This is a genomic window from Shimwellia blattae DSM 4481 = NBRC 105725, from assembly GCF_000262305.1.
GTDB classification, from domain to species: domain Bacteria; phylum Pseudomonadota; class Gammaproteobacteria; order Enterobacterales; family Enterobacteriaceae; genus Shimwellia; species Shimwellia blattae.
On the sequence record NC_017910.1, the window covers coordinates 3,206,138 to 3,222,185 of the forward strand.

The following is a 16,048-nucleotide window of genomic DNA, read 5'->3' on the forward strand; positions in this document are numbered from 1 at the left end:
TAGATGGTGCCGATAATAGGAGTCGAACCTACGACCTTCGCATTACGAATGCGCTGCTCTACCAACTGAGCTATATCGGCCCTGAAGACCGTGCCTGCGATTGCGAGCACGGTGTGCAAGGGTAAGGAAAAGTGGGTGATACGTCAATGGCCTGGATGTCTGACCGGCGATTTTTGCACCACCCTCCTCCTTATCAGGCACGAATAGTGTTATCCCCGAAGCCAATCCACTTATAGGTGGTCAGCGCCTCCAGCCCCATCGGGCCACGAGCGTGCAGCTTCTGGGTGCTTACCGCCACCTCAGCCCCGAGGCCAAACTGGCCGCCATCCGTAAATCGGGTGGAAGCATTCACATACACCGCCGCGGAATCCACCTCGTTCACGAAACGCTCCGCGTGGCGGATATTACGGGTCAGGATAGCATCGGAGTGCTGGGTGCCGTGGGTGCGGATATGCTCGATGGCTTCATCCAGGGAGTCCACCAGCTTCACGTTCAGGTGCAGCGACAAAAACTCATTGTCGTACTCTTCAGGTTTCACCGGCACCACCGTCGCCGGGCCGTCACTCAGCAGGCTGAACACATTCGGATCCGCATGCAGGGTCACGCCGTTATCCGCCATACGCTGGCTCAGCTCTGGCAGAAAATCGCAGGCGATGGCTTTATGCACCAGCAGCGTCTCCAGCGTATTACAGGTGCTCGGGCGCTGGGTCTTGGCATTGGTAATCACATCCAGCGCCGGGGCTATCTCTGCGCTTTCATCCACCAGGGTATGGCACACGCCGATCCCGCCGGTGATCACCGGAATAGTGGCCTGCTCGCGGCACAGTTTGTGCAGGCTGGCGCCGCCGCGCGGAATCAGCATGTCGATATACTGATCCATGCGCAGCATCTCGTTTACCAGTGCCCGATCCGGGCTTTCAATGGCCTGGACCGCACCGGCAGGCAAACCACACGCTTCCAGCGCCTGCTGAATAACCCGCACCGTGGCCGCATTCGTACGGCAGGTTTCTTTACCGCCGCGCAGGATCACCGCATTACCGGTTTTCAGGCACAGAGAGGCAACATCCACCGTGACATTCGGGCGGGCTTCATAAATCACCCCGATAACCCCCAGCGGCACCCGGCGGCGTTCAATGCGCAGCCCGCTATCCAGCAGCCCGCCGTCAATCACCTGGCCTACCGGATCCGCCAGATTACAGACCTGACGCACGTCACCGGCAATCCCGGCCAGGCGCGCAGTGGTCAGCGCGAGACGATCAAGCATCGCCTCGCTCAGGCCATTTTTTCTGGCCTCGTCGACATCCTGCCGGTTCGCCGCCAGAATCGCATCTGACTGCGCTTCCAGCGCGTCGGCTATCTTCTCCAGCACCTGGTTCTTTTCGCGGCTGGAAAGCAGCGCCAGTTTGTAAGAAGCCGCCTTCGCCGCTTTACCCATTTGTTCCAGCATGCTCAGCTCCTTAATTGACAATCATATCGTCACGATGCACGGCAACCGGGCCGTATTCATAGCCCAGAATCGCGTCTATCTGCTGGGAGTGGTGCCCGGCAATGCGCCGCAGTGCGTCGCTGTTATAGCGGCTGACCCCGTGGGCAATATCGCGCCCGTCCAGGCTGCGGATACGCACCACTTCCCCGCGGGAGAAATTCCCCGCCACCGTTTTAATCCCTTTAGGTAACAGTGAGCTGCCCCGCTCGATAATCGCCTGGCGCGCCCCCTCATCCACGGTTATCTCCCCGGCGGGCGGTGCGCCGAAGATCCAGCGCTTACGGTTTTCCATTGGCGATTCCTGGGCGTGGAAACGGGTCCCTACCGGGATCCCTTCCAGCGCATCACCAATCACACCCGGGCGGCTACCGGCCGCGATGATGGTCTCAATCCCCGCCCGGTTCGCCACATCGGCGGCCTGCAGCTTGGTCCCCATGCCGCCAGTGCCCAGCCCGGAAACGCTATCCCCGGCAATGGCCCGCAGCGTATCGGTAATACCGTGGACATCTTTGATAAGTTCCGCATCCGGATTACTGCGCGGATCGGCGGTAAACAGCCCCTGCTGATCGGTCAGCAGCAGCAGCTTATCGGCACCGGCCAGGATCGCCGCCAGTGCGGAGAGGTTATCGTTATCCCCTACCTTAATTTCGCTGGTGGCGACGGCGTCGTTTTCGTTGATAACCGGCACAATTTTGTTGTCCAGCAGGGCGTGCAGTGTATCTCTGGCGTTCAGAAAGCGTTCGCGATCTTCCATGTCGGCACGGGTCAGCAGCATCTGGCCGATATGAATACCGTAAATGGAAAACAGCTGTTCCCACAGCTGGATCAGGCGGCTCTGCCCCACGGCGGCCAGCAGCTGTTTGGAGGCTATCGTTGCCGGGAGCTCCGGATAGCCAAGATGCTCGCGCCCGGCGGCCATGGCCCCGGAGGTGACAATCACAATACGGTGCCCTGCGGCGTGAAGGTGCGCACACTGGCGAACAAGCTCCACAATATGGGCGCGATTCAGGCGGCGGGAGCCACCGGTCAATACACTGGTACCCAGTTTTACAACCAGGGTCTGGCTGTTACTCATGATTTTCTGCCGTTCAACAAAATAAGATTAACCAGCTGACGTTTTAGCAGGCATGGCGCCGCTTGCCAACTGGCGAAGAAAAAATCCCGCACGCCATATAATGCCATTTTTCCGGGCCCATCCCCACCCCGCCGCTACATTGCGTTATCCGGGCCAAAAAAAAGCCACCCGGAAGGTGGCTACTGGCAGCGGGGTAAACCGGCGGGCGCAATCACCGCCAGAGTCCGTTACGCCGTCAGCTTGATTGTCAGGCCGTTGCTGTCGTCGGCAGGCAGCAGCCCCAGTTTCAGCTCCTCCAGCTGAACACGCAGGCGTTCGTGAAAATCCCGCAGCGTCTGGGCCAGTTTCTCATCCACTTGCGGATCGCTGATTTCCGTTGCCACCCAGTGGCCGTTTTTATCAAACAGCCCTATCTGGTAGACGTAAGTAAAATGGTCTGGCTGTGCATCCAGCTCAAGCCACCAGCCCCAGAACTCACGCTTTTCCGGCGCGGGCTTCACATTCACGCACACGGCCAGACAATCAAAAAAGAAACGGCTGTCCCCGCACTGGTTTTCCCGCAGATACGGGCCCAGTGCGTGGAACTTCTTCAGTAATCTACTTCTGGTATGTCCACTTGGTAACGTCATTGCGATCTCCTGTTGTGAAGTCACTGTTTTACCAAACTGTTAAAAATTAGCAATCCATTAACCGAGACGATGACGCATCCACTCGGCGGTCTGAGAAAGGGCTTTATCAAAATTACGGTACACCGGGCGGAACGGGATCTGCAGCAGTTTGCCATCACAGGAGGATGAAACAATCAGCCGGGACTCCTCTTCCGGGCTGAACGGGTCATTATCCCAGTACCCGGAAAGCATCGGTGTCGGGCAGCGCCGCCCGAGCAGCCCCTGGGTTTTCAGCGAATAGCGGTTCAGCTCTACCCGCAGTGCGCTGTCGGAGGCATCCGCCATACCTAAGCGGCTGGCCAGCACATCCAGGTACATTTCAGGCACGGCCCCCTGCTGTAAGGGGTCTATCAACAGGCTATGGACAATGGGCCCCAGGCAGGCCACCGCCTTCAGACGCCCGGCCTCCAGATACCCCAGGCGCACCGCGATATTCGCCCCAAAGCGGAAGCCAAACGCCGCTACCCGGGTGTGATCCACCCAGGGCACATCGCGCAGGGACTGCAGCACATGCTGGTGCAACAGGCTGGTGTCCTGGGTCAGTGTCCATTTGCTGGATAAGCCGACAGAGGGCACGTCAATCGTCAGCATCGCCATGCCCAGCGGGGCAAAATAGCGCTCAAACAGGGTATAATAATCGCTTTGTAACGAGTCCAGCCCGCCGCAAAGTAACACCGTCGGGCACGGCCCTTCGACATTATCCGGCAGGTGTAAAAACCCCGTGATATCACTGCCGCCAGGGATGCTGAAATCCAGCTGGCGCAGGCTGCCGCCCAGGTGCTCTGCGGCCTCTGAATAGGCACGATTCGCCAGCACCAGGGCCTGCTCAGAGAGCGAGTCCCCCTTGATGAACGGATACGCGGCAATGCTGTACAGGTTGCTGGCCGTTAACCATTCCCGGCCAATGCGGGCAGGCTCGCTTTGCTGCCCGGCCTTCTGCTGCCAGACCATCGCCTGCTTAGACCATTCGTAGATCCAGTTGCCGCCCCGGTAACCCACCACCGTATCGAATAAGTCATCGCTGGTGCGCTCGGCCTTACTGGCCGCAATCCGCGACAGCACCTCAATGATTTCGCGGGGATCGACACCGCGCCATACCCACAGCAGGCGGTTAAGCAGACGATACCAGCGGTGATCGGTGCGCCCGTCCAGGGCGGAGGAGATAGACGGCCCCTCCCCTTGCTGAAAGCGGCGTACCAGAGTGGATGTTTCGGGGTGTTTGAAACGTGGCTTAAAAAGAGTTTCGCTGAGGTTAGCCTGGGGCATTGCGTTCTACCTCTGAATGTCAGTCATAGCGCCTATTGTACCTGCTCCCGGCGTAAAAAAAATTACGCCCGGACAAGCCGGGCGTAAATCTTCAGTTGTGGTGCACTGCGCGTGGGGATTAACGGCCACCCAGCGGCGGCACAAAGCAGATCCCCATATCCCAGGGCTGCTCAATCCAGGTATTTTGCTGGATATCAATAACGTAATCATCCACCAGCGGGCGGCCAGCCGGTTTAGCGAAAATCGTCACAAAGTGCGCTTTCGGGTACATCTCACGAATAGCCACCGCTGTACCGCCGGTATCGACCAGATCGTCGATGACGATAAAGCCTTCACCATCCCCTTCGGCGCGTTTGATAACTTTCAGTTCACGCTGATTGTCGTGGTCATAGCTGGAGATGCACACGGTGTCCACATTACGGATCCCTAACTCGCGTGCCAGCAGAGCCCCGGGAACCAGACCACCGCGGCTAACCGCAATAATGCCTTTCCACTGGTCGGCAGGCAGTAAGCGGCTTGCCAGTGTGCGTGCATGGATCTGCAACATATCCCAGGTGACGACGTATTTTTCGCTCATGTGAATGAATCCCAGCCTGTTAAAAACGGCTTAAAAAGTGTTCGGGGGAAAATAGGTTGCGCGAGATTATAGAGATCTGTAGCACGAAAAACCAGTGTTTAACGGGCTTGCGGCCGGAATTTCCCCGGGGAAGTGCTCCACCAGGCCCGATAAAGTGTTATCCTCAGCCCACTGCGCAAGCCCCGCTTGTGATGACTAACATTCCGGTAAAACCACGACCGGCCGCGCCTGTGGCGCCGCGTCAACCTCAAGGAGACTCATCGTGTCTGAATTGTCTCAATTATCCCCGCAACCACTGTGGGATATTTTTGCCAAAATCTGTTCTATTCCTCATCCGTCTTATCATGAGCAACAGCTGGCAGAGCACATCCTGTCCTGGGCAAAAGAGAAAGGGCTGCACGCTGAGCGTGATCAGGTAGGCAATATTCTGATCCGTAAACCTGCCACCCCCGGCATGGAAAACCGCAAACCTGTCGTGCTCCAGGCACACCTCGATATGGTGCCGCAGAAGAATAACGACACGGTTCATGATTTCACCAAAGATCCCATCCAGGCGTATGTGGATGGCGAATGGGTCAAAGCCCGTGGCACCACCCTGGGTGCGGATAACGGCATCGGCATGGCTTCCGCCCTGGCGGTGCTGGCGGATGACAGCGTACAGCATGGCCCGCTGGAAGTGCTGCTGACCATGACCGAAGAAGTCGGCATGGATGGCGCCTTCGGCCTGCAGGCCGGCTGGCTGCAGGGTGACATTCTGATCAATACCGACTCAGAAGAAGAAGGCGAAATCTACATGGGTTGCGCTGGCGGCATTGATTTCATCACCACGCTGAAGCTGGATCGCGAAGCGATTCCGGCAGGCTACCAGACCGTGAAGCTGACCCTCAAAGGCCTTAAAGGCGGCCACTCCGGTGGCGATATCCACCTGGGGCTGGGTAATGCCAACAAACTGCTGGCCCGCTTCCTGGCAGGCCACGCGGCAGAGCTGGACGCACGGCTGATTGACTTCACCGGCGGCACCCTGCGTAACGCCATTCCCCGTGAAGCCTTTGCCGTTCTCGCCGTACCGGCGGCAAATGTCGCGACCCTGAAAACCCTGGCTGGCACCTACCTGGCTATCCTGAAAAATGAGCTGGCGGCGGTTGAGAAAAACATCACCGTGCAGGTTGACGATATCGCCACCACCCACGCGGCGATGACTAATGCCAGCCGCGATGCGTTTATCCGCCTGATGAACGCCACCCCGAACGGGGTGATCCGTAATTCAGATGTCGCCAGAGGCGTGGTGGAAACCTCTCTGAACCTCGGCGTGGTCACCACTGATGCTGATCAAGCGCAGGTTATCTGCCTGATCCGCTCGCTTATCGACAGCGGTAAAGAGTATGTGGTCAGCATGCTGGAGTCCCTCGGTGCGCTGGCTGGTGCCAGCACCGAAGCCAAAGGCAGCTACCCGGGCTGGCAGCCCGATGCCAACTCCCCGGTGATGCACCTGGTGCGCGAGACCTACCAGCGCCTGTTCGGCAAGACCCCGAACATTCAGGTGATCCACGCGGGTCTGGAATGTGGCCTGTTCAAGAAACCGTATCCGGAGATGGATATGGTCTCCATCGGGCCGACCATTACCGGGCCGCACTCCCCGGATGAGCAGGTACATATCGCAAGCGTAGGCCAGTACTGGACCCTGCTGACCGAGCTGCTCAAAGCCATTCCGGCGAAGTAATTCCCCGCACGCCTGAGCCTCAACGCCCCCGCACTGCGGGGGCGTTTTTGTTACAGCCCGAGCACCAGCTGGCGCTCCAGCAGGGGGTCTGTCAGGCTGACATGCAGCCCCACCAGCCGCACCCCGCGACCCGCGCGCCGGGTATCCCAGGTTTGCCGGGCCGTGCGCAGTAAGTCCGCTTTGTTCAGCTTCGGCCATACGTGCTCCTGGGTTGTCTGCTGGAAATCCTCAAACTTCAGCTTGATGCCCTGGCGGGCAATCACCAGATCCGGGCGCACCCGCTGCAGGCGTCTTTCCAGCTCCGGGTAGAGCTGCTCAATAATCGCTTCACACGCTTCCCACTGGTGAATATCCTCCGCCAGGGTACGCTCCACCCCCACCGATTTACGCTGCCGGTCGTTGCTGACCTCACGCGTGTCGATACCCTGGCTGCGCTCCCACAGTACCCGGCCAAATTTCCCGAACCGCCTGAGCAGCATAGCCAGATCCGCCTGCTGCACATCGGCACAGGTGCGCAGCCCCAGCGCGTCGAGCTTTGCGGCGGTGACTTTGCCCACCCCGGGGATCTTGCCCAGTGTCAGGCCCTGCAAAAAACCGGGCACCTGCTCCGGGGTTATCACGTACTGACCATCGGGTTTATTCAGATCAGAGGCGATCTTGGCCAGAAATTTCACCGGTGCTATCCCGGCGGAAGCGGTCAGCCCGAGCTCACGAAAAATAGTGGCCCGGATCTCACGGGCTATCAGCGTGGCGGAGCCGTGGCACAGGGCCGTGTCGGTAACATCAAGGTAGGCCTCATCAAGGGAGAGGGGTTCGATAAGTGGGGTATAGCGGGCAAAAATGGCCTGAATCTGGCGCGACGCTTCTTTGTAGGCCTCGAAGCGCCCGGGGAGCAGTGTCAGATGGGGGCACAATTTCAGCGCCATGGCGGTGGGCATGGCGCTGCGCACGCCAAATTTACGCGCCGGGTAGTTAGCCGTGCTGATAACGCCCCGCCGGTCCCGGCTCCCGCCGATAGCCAGCGGAATATCGCGCAGCGCCGGGTTATCACGCATCTCTACGGCGGCAAAAAAGCAGTCCATATCCACATGAATGATTTTACGCATCATATCTTACCCGGCCACAGATTACTGGATAAGTATACAGTGAATTTTACGAAAGGGAAAATCCCCCCGGGAACGGGGGGATGAAGGCGAGTCAGATAATCCGGTTCTGGCGCTGTGCCTCCCGGGCGATCCGCTTTTTACGCGCATCGCAGGGCTCCGGGCAGTTACATACTTTTTCCAGCCCCAGTGAGGAGATCCCCCCGCAGCTGCCCTGCAGGGATTTGCGTTTCACCAGATAGCCCAGCGACATGCCCAGCACCACCAGCAGAAAAATAGCAAACGTCGCCAGAAAGATAGTCATGGTTTATCTCCTCAGCCGCCGAAGTCATCCAGCAGGATATTTTCATCCTCTACGCCCAGGCTGTGCAGCATGGTGATAACGGAGGCATTCATCATTGGCGGGCCACACATATAGAACTCGCAGTCTTCCGGCGCCTGGTGATCCCGCAGGTAGTGCTCATACAGAACGTTATGGATAAACCCGGTGTAGCCGGTCCAGTTATCTTCCGCCAGCGGCTCTGAAAGCGCAATGTGGAAGGTAAAGTTCGGGTTATCCCGGGCCAGCTGTTCGAACTCGTCCTGATAGAACATTTCGCGCAGCGAGCGGGCCCCGTACCAGAAGCTGATTTTGCGCGTTGAAGACAGGCGCTTTAACTGATCAAAAATATGGGAGCGCATCGGCGCCATACCGGCACCGCCGCCAATAAAGACCATTTCCGCATCGGTATCTTTGGCAAAAAACTCACCAAACGGCCCGGAGATAGTGACCTTATCGCCCGCTTTGAGAGACCAGATATAAGAGGACATGATCCCCGGCGGTGCATCCGGCGCAGAGGGCGGCGGCGTGGCGATACGCACGTTCAGCATGATGATGCCTTTCTCATCCGGGTAGTTCGCCATTGAATAGGCGCGGATGCACGGCTCTTTTACCACCGAGCGGTAGCGGAACAGATTATATTTGTCCCAGTCGCCACGGTACTCTTCGGGGATATCAAAGTCCGCGTAGTTCACCTCATGGGGGCCACACTCAATCTGAATATAGCCACCGGCGCGAAACGGCACCGCTTCCCCTTCGGGAATACGCAGCTTAAGCTCTTTGATAAAGGTGGCTTTGTTATCGTTCGAGATAACCTCGCACTCCCATTTCTTCACCCCGAAGATCTCTTCCGGCAGCTCGATTTTCATATCACTTTTCACTGCTACCTGGCAGGCCAGGCGGCAGCCTTCTTTGGCTTCACGCTTGGTGATATGGGAAAGCTCCGTCGGTAAGATCTCACCGCCCCCTTCTTTTACCGTTACCCGGCACTGGCCGCAGGAACCGCCACCGCCACAGGCAGAAGAGATAAAAATCCCCTGGTCAGAGAGCGTATTCAGCAGTTTACCGCCCGCAGGCGTGTGAAACTGTTTGTCCGCCTCACCGTTGACCTCAATTAACACATCCCCGGATTTCACCAGCTTTGATTTGGCAAACAAAATCAGCACCGAGAGGACCAGGACAATAAGCGTGAACATCACCACGCCAAGAATAATTTCCATATTTATGCGCCCTTATAGCTGTACACCGGAGAAGGACATAAAGCCCAGCGCCATCAGACCCGTGATGATAAACGTGATCCCCAGGCCATTAAGCCCGGCGGGAACGTTGGCGTATTTCATCTTCTCGCGAATACCCGCCAGCGCCACAATCGCCAGCATCCAGCCCACCCCGGAGCCCACCCCGTAAACGATGGACTCGGTGAAGTTGTAATCACGCTGCACCATAAATGAAACACCGCCGAAAATGGCGCAGTTCACCGCGATAAGCGGCAAAAAGATGCCCAGTGCGTTATACAGCGCCGGGAAGTAGCGATCGAGCGCCATTTCCAGGATCTGTACCAGCGCCGCAATAACCCCGATAAAGGTGATGAAGTTGAGGAAGCTCAGATCCACCCCTTCAACGATTGCGCCGTCGCGCAGCACCAGGTTGTAGATAAGGTTATTGATAGGTACGGAAATCCCCAGCACCACGGTAACCGCCACACCCAGCCCAAACGCGGTAGAGACCTTTTTGGACACCGCCAGAAAAGTACACATACCGAGGAAGAAGGCTAACGCCATGTTCTCAACGAACACCGCGCGCACAAACAAACTAATATAATGAGCCACGGTCCGTTACTCCTTTTCCTGTTGTTCTGGCTTGAGGGTACGCAGAACCCAAATCAGCAGACCGATAATAAAGAACGCGCTGGGCGCCAGCAGGAACAGGCCATTAGGCACATACCAGCCACCGTTTTGTACCGTCTCCAGCACGGTGATGCCAAACAGCTTGCCGCTGCCGATAAGCTCACGCAGGAAGCCGACAATAATCAGGATAACCCCGTAGCCCAGACCGTTGCCGATACCGTCCATCATGCTGGCCAGCGGCGGCGATTTCATGGCATAGGCTTCTGCGCGGCCCATCACGATACAGTTGGTGATGATAAGCCCGACAAATACCGACAGCTGTTTGGAGATCTGGTAGGCATAGGCCCGCAGGATCTGGTCCACCACGATAACCAGGGAGGCGATAATCGCCATCTGCACGATGATGCGCACGCTGCCCGGAATATGGTGGCGGATAAGTGAAATAAACAGGTTAGAAAACGCCAGCACCAGGGTCACCGCAATGGTCATCACCAGCGCGGTTTCAAGTTTTGTGGTCACCGCCAGGGCGGAGCAGATCCCGAGGATTTGCAGCGTAATCGGGTTGTTATCCACCAGCGGGCTTACCAGCACCCGCTTGATTTCCTTCATATTTGCCATATCAGCCATTGTTCAGCGCCCCCTCACGGACCTGTTTCAGGAAAGGCCCAAAGCCCATATCCCCCAGCCAGAAGTCAAACGAGCGCTGCACGCCATTGGCGGTCAGCGTTGCGCCAGACAGCCCGTCTACCCCGTGCTCATCGCCCTGACGGGCGCCGCCTTTAACAATCCGGATGGCCGGTTTTCCGCCTTCATCCAGCAGTTTTTTCCCCACCCACTGCGCGCGCCACGCAGGGTTTTCAATTTCGCCCCCCAGGCCCGGCGTTTCACCGTGATCATAGTAGGTGATGCCCTTAACCGTGCTGCCATCTGGCCCCAGGGCCACAAACGCGTGCATCACTGACCATAAACCGGTGCCGTAGACCGGCAGCACAATTTCCTGAAGCTGTTTTTGCGCATCGCGCACCAGGTAAATCTCAACCACATTGGCGCGCTTGCGAATGCCTGCCGGGTCCTGATCGCCACCCAGGGTAGTGTTCTGGGCCGGATCCCGGGCGGCTAAGGTCGGGTTAAAGCTCGCCGGGTCTTTATCCAGCAATGTGCCAGTTTTCAGATCCAGCAGCCGCGGTGTTACCTGGCTGTCAAAGGCCGCCATAACGGCCGCGTCAGACATGCCCGGCTGTAGCATGCCGGTTACGCTGAGGATATTGCGTTGTTTATCGAGAACTTTTTGCGCCTCCTGGCGGGATTTCAGCCCCACGGCCGCGCCGGACACCACCACTGAGCACACCAGGCAGAGGATCAGCACCACCAGCAGTGTTTTCCCAGTGCTATCTTTATTTTTGCTCTCAGCCACGGGACTTCCTCCGTTTGATATTGGCCTGCACCACCAGATAATCGAACAGCGGCGCAAAGAGGTTAGCGAACAGGATCGCCAGCATCATGCCCTCCGGATATGCCGGGTTAACCACCCGGATCAACACACACATCACGCCGATTAATATCCCGTACCACCATTTCCCTTTACTGGTAAACGAAGCAGACACGGGATCCGTTGCCATAAACATCATGCCGAAGGCGAACCCGCCCAGCACCAGGTGCCAGTACCAGGGCATGGCGAACATCGGGTTAGTCGCAGAGCCAATCAGGTTAAACAGGGTTGCCGTGGCCACCATGCCAATCATCACCCCGGCGACAATGCGCCAGGAAGCAACGCGGCCAAAAATAATGATGGCGCCGCCAATCAGGATCATCAGGGTAGAGACTTCGCCAATGGAGCCGGGAATATTGCCAAGGAAGGCGTCCATCCAGGTGACGGGCTGCCCGGAGGTAACATTGACCAGCGCTTCACCGCCGTTGCTCGCCCACTGCGACAGCGGGGTCGCACCGGAAAAGCCATCTGCCGCAGTCCACACCAGATCCCCGGAAATCTGAGCCGGGTAGGCAAAGAACAGAAATGCGCGCCCCGCCAGCGCCGGGTTCAGGAAGTTACGCCCGGTGCCGCCAAAGATCTCTTTTGCGATAACCACGCCAAATGAGATCCCCAGTGCCGCCTGCCAGAGCGGCAGTGTGGGCGGAACAATCAGGGCAAACAGAATGGAGGTAACAAAAAAGCCTTCATTCACCTCGTGTTTGCGCACAATGGCGAACACCACTTCCCAGAAGCCACCCACCAGGAACACGGTGAGGTAGACAGGCAGGAAGTAGACCGCCCCGAGGGTCAGCATACTCAGCCAGCCCGCATCCGGTGTGAAGTTCACCCCCAGCCACTGGGCCAGACAGTAATGCCAGTCACCGGCGATCACCTGCTGGAGCTGTTCCGGACTGTAGAGCTTATTCAGCGCCGGTATGGTTTGTAGCCCCACGTTGTACATGCCCCAGAACATGGCCGGGAATACTGCAAACCATACCAGGATCATCATACGTTTAAGGTCGATGGCATCGCGCACATGGGATGCCCCGCGGGTAACGTGGCCCGGGGTGTAAAACAGTGTAGCCGTCGCCTCAAACAGCGGGTAATACTTTTCCAGCTTGCCGCCTTTGGTGAAGTGCGGCTCCATTTTGTCAAACAGTTGCTTCAGGCCCATGACTTATCCTTCCTGCTCGATACGGGTCAACACGCTGCGCAATACCGGGCCATATTCATATTTCCCGGGGCAGACGTAAGTACAGAGCGCCAGATCTTCTTCATCCAGCTCCAGGCAGCCCAGCGCCTGAGCGCTGTCCGTATCACCGGACAGCAGATCGCGCAGTAACGGCGTTGCCAGAATATCCAGCGGCATCACGCGCTCGTAATTGCCGATCGGCACCATGGCGCGCTCGCCGCCGTGGGTATCCGTGGTAAAGCTGAACAGTTTATTTCTGAGGAAATGGCCCACGGTGGTGCGGGTAACGGAGTATTTGTCTTTACCGGGCATCACCCAGCCAAACAGCTCTTTTTCGCGGCCTTCTTTGAGTACAGATACCTGCAAATGGAAACGGCCCAGCCAGGCCCGGGCACCGGTGCCATGAACGCCGCTGAGCACAGAGCCGGAAATAATGCGGTTATCCCCCTCTTTGAGCTCACCGGCGGTCAGATCCTCCAGCGATGCCCCAAGACGGGTGCGCAGCAGGCGCGGTGATTTCACCTGTGGCCCGCCCAGAGCGATCACGCGCTCGGTCCACAGTTCGCCATTAACGAACAGATGACCAATAGCAATCACATCCTGATAGTTAAGATGCCAGACCTGATGCGCCAGGCTCACCGGCGCGAGGAAATGAATGTGAGTCCCCACCAACCCGGCAGGATGGGGGCCGGCAAACTCGTTGAAAGTGACCTGACCACAAGGGTGGCCGCCCAGCATACCGCCGCTGGCCTGGCAGACATGGACCTTACCGCTGGTCAGCCGCGCCAGCACCATGAGGCCCGCATCAAACATGGTGCGGTGCCGGGCGATAATCGGCTGCGGATCGACACTCAGCGGGTTGGTGTCCATCGCGGTGACAAAGATGGCTTCCGGGCGGGTGCCCGGTGCCGGGGATTTACTGAACGGACGCGTGCGCAGCGCGGTCCACATTCCGGATTGCAGCAGTTGCTGTTCAACGACATCCGGATCCAGTGTCGCCAGGCTTTCCGGCGGATGCTGCTCAAATGTCAGCGCATCATCCCCTTCAACCGCGATAACCACAGATTCCAGCACCCGGCGTTCGCCGCGGTTAATCGCCGTGATCCGGCCTGCGGCCGGGGCAGTAAACAGTACGCCCGGATTTTTTTTATCTTCGAACAGCACCTGGCCTTTACGCACCTGGTCCCCTTCCTGCACTCGCATCGAGGGGCGCATACCGACATACTCTTCCCCCAGGACAGCGACCGAGCCGATAACCGGCCCTTCTGCGATGTGCTGTTCCGGGACGCCAGCAACGGGCAGATCCAGCCCTTTATTTATTTTAATCATAATGTTAGCACACTAAAGTTAGCGATATTACGCTGTTCAGAATGAACCAGCGCGTGCGTGATGAGCAATAACATGGTGTTAAGAAGGACTTAAGGCAGGAGTCGACACCAGAGCGGGCAGGATCCCTTTCCGCTATGGTAATGCAATGAGCTCCGGAAAAGCGTCCAGTCTTATCCAGGGGGCCATCATCGTTACGGATTGTAACATTAAATTACCCGCCAGCAGGATAGCGCGGGGGGGAAAATCCCGCAACAGATGTTCTGTAATGCGAGCCAGTACGCAACTTTCGCAAGATCTTCCCCTGTACACGGGGGCAGATTGCCTCAAAATAAGGACTGGCCCGCCCCACTCTCCGCTTGCGAAAAATAACAGCGGTGCTAATGTGAGCGCTCCTGTAAGGAATTCTCCTGGTTTGGGTCTGTTTTCGCCGTCCTGGCGATGGTTTCGGGTTTATCAAGGATCAAGCAGTCATGCACAGAATCGCATTTGTTATTGCGATGCTTCTGTTGCCGTGTTCTTCATTCGCCAGTTTACTGGGTGGCAACACAGCAACCAGCGGCTCATCAACAATTACCGCCGCAACGCGGCATCAGTTTATTGGCTCTCCGGTTTATATTCAGATATTTAAGGAAGAGCGCACCCTGGAGCTGTGGGTAAAAAATGGTGAGAAATACCAGCTCGCCAACAGCTACCGGATCTGTGACTACTCGGGCGGTCTGGGCCCGAAACGCAGGCAGGGCGATTTCAAGAGCCCGGAAGGGTTTTATAACGTCACCCGTAGCCAGCTGAAACCGGACAGCCGCTTCTATAAGGCTATCAATATTGGTTTCCCGAACCAGTACGATCGCGACCACGGGTACGATGGCAAATATCTGATGATCCACGGCGCCTGTGTCTCCGTGGGCTGCTACGCCATGACCGATACCGGTATTGATGAGATTTTTGAGTTCGTTACCGGCGCGCTGATCTTTGGCCAGCCACGGGTGCAGGTCAGTATTTTCCCGTTCCGCATGACGGATCAGAACATGGCGCGCCATCAGCACTCTTACTACCGGGACTTCTGGCAGCAGCTGAAACCGGGCTATGACTATTTTGCCGCCAATCACCAGCCGCCGGTGGTCTCTGTCAATAACGGCAACTATATTGTCAGCGGCCCGACGACCGGGATTATTCAGCCGCAGCTGGCCTCAAACTACACGGTTTCCGAGGCAAAATAACGCCCACTCGCCTGGCGCTATCCGGTGCCAGGTTTCATTGCCCGTCAGGGGCTGGGTGGCAATCACGGAAACCACATCGTCTGGTGTGGTTTGCGTCTGAAAGTCTATCTCCACATCCCTGTCCAGCAGTTTTGCCACCCCAAACGGCGCCCGCCGGGTGATCCAGTAAAGGTTGTTTGAGCAAAACGCCATCAGGTAATTGCCATCCGACAGCAGCATATTAAACACGCCTTTACTGCGCAGTTGCTCTGCCAGCTGCGCCACATAGCGAAACATGTCGGTCATATCTTCCGGCGGTGTGGGGTAGCGGCGCGCCAGATTGTACAGCAGCCAGCAAAAGGCCTTTTCGCTGTCCGTTTCGCCCACCGGGCGAAAGTGGCCGGTTTCCAGCGTTTCATAACCGGTAAGCTGCCCGTTGTGGGCGTATGTCCAGTTATACCCCCACAGCTCGCGGGTAAACGGGTGGGTGTTTTCCAGCGACACGTTGCCGCGGTTAGCCTGGCGAATATGCGCCACCACACTGCATGATTTTATCGGGTAGTCCTGGACCAGGCGGGCAATGGGTGAGTTAAAGCTCGGGTGCGGATCTTTAAATGTCCGGCAGCCTTTGCCCTCATAGAAGGTGATCCCCCAGCCATCTTTATGCGGCCCTGTACCGCCGCCGCGCTGTACCAGCCCGGTAAAACTAAAGCAGATATCCGTTGGTACGTTGGCACTCATGCCCAGCAACTCACACATGTTTACCCCCTGCCCCGCATCCCCCGGGGAACAACAAAGA

At 57.5% G+C, this 16,048-nt stretch carries 16 protein-coding genes and 1 tRNA gene; 2 read left to right on the plus strand and 15 right to left on the minus strand.

Features of this window, described 5'->3' with window-relative positions; translation table 11 throughout:
* Positions 1-4: 4 nt before the first annotated feature.
* The 6 genes from EBL_RS15065 to gpt form a co-directional block, all read right to left on the minus strand.
* Positions 5-80: transfer RNA gene (locus EBL_RS15065), tRNA-Thr, on the minus strand.
* Positions 81-193: 113 nt separating this feature from the next.
* Positions 194-1,447 (minus strand): glutamate-5-semialdehyde dehydrogenase, encoded by a 1,254-nt coding sequence (proA, locus tag EBL_RS15070; RefSeq protein WP_002444514.1) that lies wholly within the window; start codon positions 1,445-1,447, stop codon positions 194-196.
* A gap of 10 nt (positions 1,448-1,457) precedes the next feature.
* Entirely contained in the window at positions 1,458-2,561 is a 1,104-nt protein-coding gene (proB, locus tag EBL_RS15075) for a glutamate 5-kinase (protein ID WP_002444516.1), read from the minus strand.
* Between the two features lie 227 nt (positions 2,562-2,788).
* Positions 2,789-3,190: a sigma factor-binding protein Crl gene (crl, locus tag EBL_RS15080; RefSeq protein WP_002444518.1), complete on the minus strand. Its 402-nt coding sequence runs from the start codon at positions 3,188-3,190 to the stop codon at positions 2,789-2,791.
* A 57-nt stretch (positions 3,191-3,247) separates the two neighbouring features.
* The gene (gene frsA / locus EBL_RS15085) at positions 3,248-4,495 is read right to left on the minus strand and encodes an esterase FrsA (protein ID WP_002444519.1); all 1,248 of its coding nucleotides are present in this window, start codon (positions 4,493-4,495) and stop codon (positions 3,248-3,250) included.
* A 118-nt stretch (positions 4,496-4,613) separates the two neighbouring features.
* Positions 4,614-5,072 carry a xanthine phosphoribosyltransferase gene (gpt, locus tag EBL_RS15090; protein WP_002444521.1) on the minus strand — a complete coding sequence of 153 codons (459 nt, stop codon included), beginning with the start codon at positions 5,070-5,072 and terminating at the stop codon, positions 4,614-4,616.
* 262 nt (positions 5,073-5,334) lie between these two features.
* On the opposite strand from gpt, the gene pepD reads away from it, so the two are divergent.
* Positions 5,335-6,792, plus strand: a complete 1,458-nt coding sequence (pepD, locus tag EBL_RS15095) for a beta-Ala-His dipeptidase (protein ID WP_002444523.1) — start codon at positions 5,335-5,337, stop codon at positions 6,790-6,792.
* A 50-nt stretch (positions 6,793-6,842) separates the two neighbouring features.
* Here the strand turns inward: pepD and dinB are convergent, their stop codons facing one another.
* The 8 genes from dinB to EBL_RS15135 form a co-directional block, all read right to left on the minus strand.
* A complete protein-coding gene (gene dinB, locus EBL_RS15100; protein WP_014716161.1) occupies positions 6,843-7,898 on the minus strand; it encodes a DNA polymerase IV in 1,056 nt (351 codons plus the stop codon).
* A gap of 91 nt (positions 7,899-7,989) precedes the next feature.
* Positions 7,990-8,199 (minus strand): (Na+)-NQR maturation NqrM, encoded by a 210-nt coding sequence (gene nqrM, locus EBL_RS15105; protein WP_002444527.1) that lies wholly within the window; start codon positions 8,197-8,199, stop codon positions 7,990-7,992.
* Between the two features lie 11 nt (positions 8,200-8,210).
* Positions 8,211-9,434: an NADH:ubiquinone reductase (Na(+)-transporting) subunit F gene (gene nqrF, locus EBL_RS15110; protein ID WP_002444530.1), complete on the minus strand. Its 1,224-nt coding sequence runs from the start codon at positions 9,432-9,434 to the stop codon at positions 8,211-8,213.
* Between the two features lie 12 nt (positions 9,435-9,446).
* On the minus strand, positions 9,447-10,043 hold the full coding sequence (nqrE, locus tag EBL_RS15115) for an NADH:ubiquinone reductase (Na(+)-transporting) subunit E (RefSeq protein ID WP_002444532.1): 597 nt from the start codon (positions 10,041-10,043) through the stop codon (positions 9,447-9,449).
* Between the two features lie 6 nt (positions 10,044-10,049).
* Positions 10,050-10,688: an NADH:ubiquinone reductase (Na(+)-transporting) subunit D gene (locus EBL_RS15120; RefSeq protein ID WP_002444533.1), complete on the minus strand. Its 639-nt coding sequence runs from the start codon at positions 10,686-10,688 to the stop codon at positions 10,050-10,052.
* Positions 10,681-11,475, minus strand: coding sequence for a Na(+)-translocating NADH-quinone reductase subunit C (locus EBL_RS15125; protein WP_002444535.1), 795 nt, complete (start codon positions 11,473-11,475; stop codon positions 10,681-10,683). The genes EBL_RS15120 and EBL_RS15125 overlap by 8 nt, the downstream gene beginning before the upstream one ends.
* On the minus strand, positions 11,468-12,706 hold the full coding sequence (locus EBL_RS15130) for an NADH:ubiquinone reductase (Na(+)-transporting) subunit B (RefSeq protein WP_002444537.1): 1,239 nt from the start codon (positions 12,704-12,706) through the stop codon (positions 11,468-11,470). The genes EBL_RS15125 and EBL_RS15130 overlap by 8 nt, the downstream gene beginning before the upstream one ends.
* A 3-nt stretch (positions 12,707-12,709) precedes the next feature.
* Positions 12,710-14,053 (minus strand): Na(+)-translocating NADH-quinone reductase subunit A, encoded by a 1,344-nt coding sequence (locus EBL_RS15135; protein WP_002444539.1) that lies wholly within the window; start codon positions 14,051-14,053, stop codon positions 12,710-12,712.
* A gap of 470 nt (positions 14,054-14,523) precedes the next feature.
* Between EBL_RS15135 and dpaA the strand changes: the two genes are divergently transcribed.
* Positions 14,524-15,270 carry a peptidoglycan meso-diaminopimelic acid protein amidase gene (dpaA, locus tag EBL_RS15140; protein ID WP_002444543.1) on the plus strand — a complete coding sequence of 249 codons (747 nt, stop codon included), beginning with the start codon at positions 14,524-14,526 and terminating at the stop codon, positions 15,268-15,270.
* On the opposite strand, the gene EBL_RS15145 is transcribed toward dpaA, so the two are convergent.
* On the minus strand, positions 15,241-16,008 hold the full coding sequence (locus tag EBL_RS15145; RefSeq protein ID WP_002444545.1) for a class II glutamine amidotransferase: 768 nt from the start codon (positions 16,006-16,008) through the stop codon (positions 15,241-15,243). The genes dpaA and EBL_RS15145 overlap by 30 nt on opposite strands.
* Positions 16,009-16,048: the final 40 nt, after the last annotated feature.

Excerpts from the sequence above, each read along its gene's own strand:
- proA (WP_002444514.1), bottom strand. The coding sequence starts at position 1,447 with ATGCTGGAACAAATGGGTAAAGCGGCGAAGGCGGCTTCTTACAAACTG.
- proB (WP_002444516.1), bottom strand. The coding sequence starts at position 2,561 with ATGAGTAACAGCCAGACCCTGGTTGTAAAACTGGGTACCAGTGTATTG.
- crl (WP_002444518.1), bottom strand. The coding sequence starts at position 3,190 with ATGACGTTACCAAGTGGACATACCAGAAGTAGATTACTGAAGAAGTTC.
- frsA (WP_002444519.1), bottom strand. The coding sequence starts at position 4,495 with ATGCCCCAGGCTAACCTCAGCGAAACTCTTTTTAAGCCACGTTTCAAA.
- gpt (WP_002444521.1), bottom strand. The coding sequence starts at position 5,072 with ATGAGCGAAAAATACGTCGTCACCTGGGATATGTTGCAGATCCATGCA.
- dinB (WP_014716161.1), bottom strand. The coding sequence starts at position 7,898 with ATGCGTAAAATCATTCATGTGGATATGGACTGCTTTTTTGCCGCCGTA.
- nqrM (WP_002444527.1), bottom strand. The coding sequence starts at position 8,199 with ATGACTATCTTTCTGGCGACGTTTGCTATTTTTCTGCTGGTGGTGCTG.
- nqrF (WP_002444530.1), bottom strand. The coding sequence starts at position 9,434 with ATGGAAATTATTCTTGGCGTGGTGATGTTCACGCTTATTGTCCTGGTC.
- EBL_RS15120 (WP_002444533.1), bottom strand. The coding sequence starts at position 10,688 with ATGGCTGATATGGCAAATATGAAGGAAATCAAGCGGGTGCTGGTAAGC.
- EBL_RS15130 (WP_002444537.1), bottom strand. The coding sequence starts at position 12,706 with ATGGGCCTGAAGCAACTGTTTGACAAAATGGAGCCGCACTTCACCAAA.
- EBL_RS15135 (WP_002444539.1), bottom strand. The coding sequence starts at position 14,053 with ATGATTAAAATAAATAAAGGGCTGGATCTGCCCGTTGCTGGCGTCCCG.
- dpaA (WP_002444543.1), top strand. The coding sequence starts at position 14,524 with ATGCACAGAATCGCATTTGTTATTGCGATGCTTCTGTTGCCGTGTTCT.
- EBL_RS15145 (WP_002444545.1), bottom strand. The coding sequence starts at position 16,008 with ATGTGTGAGTTGCTGGGCATGAGTGCCAACGTACCAACGGATATCTGC.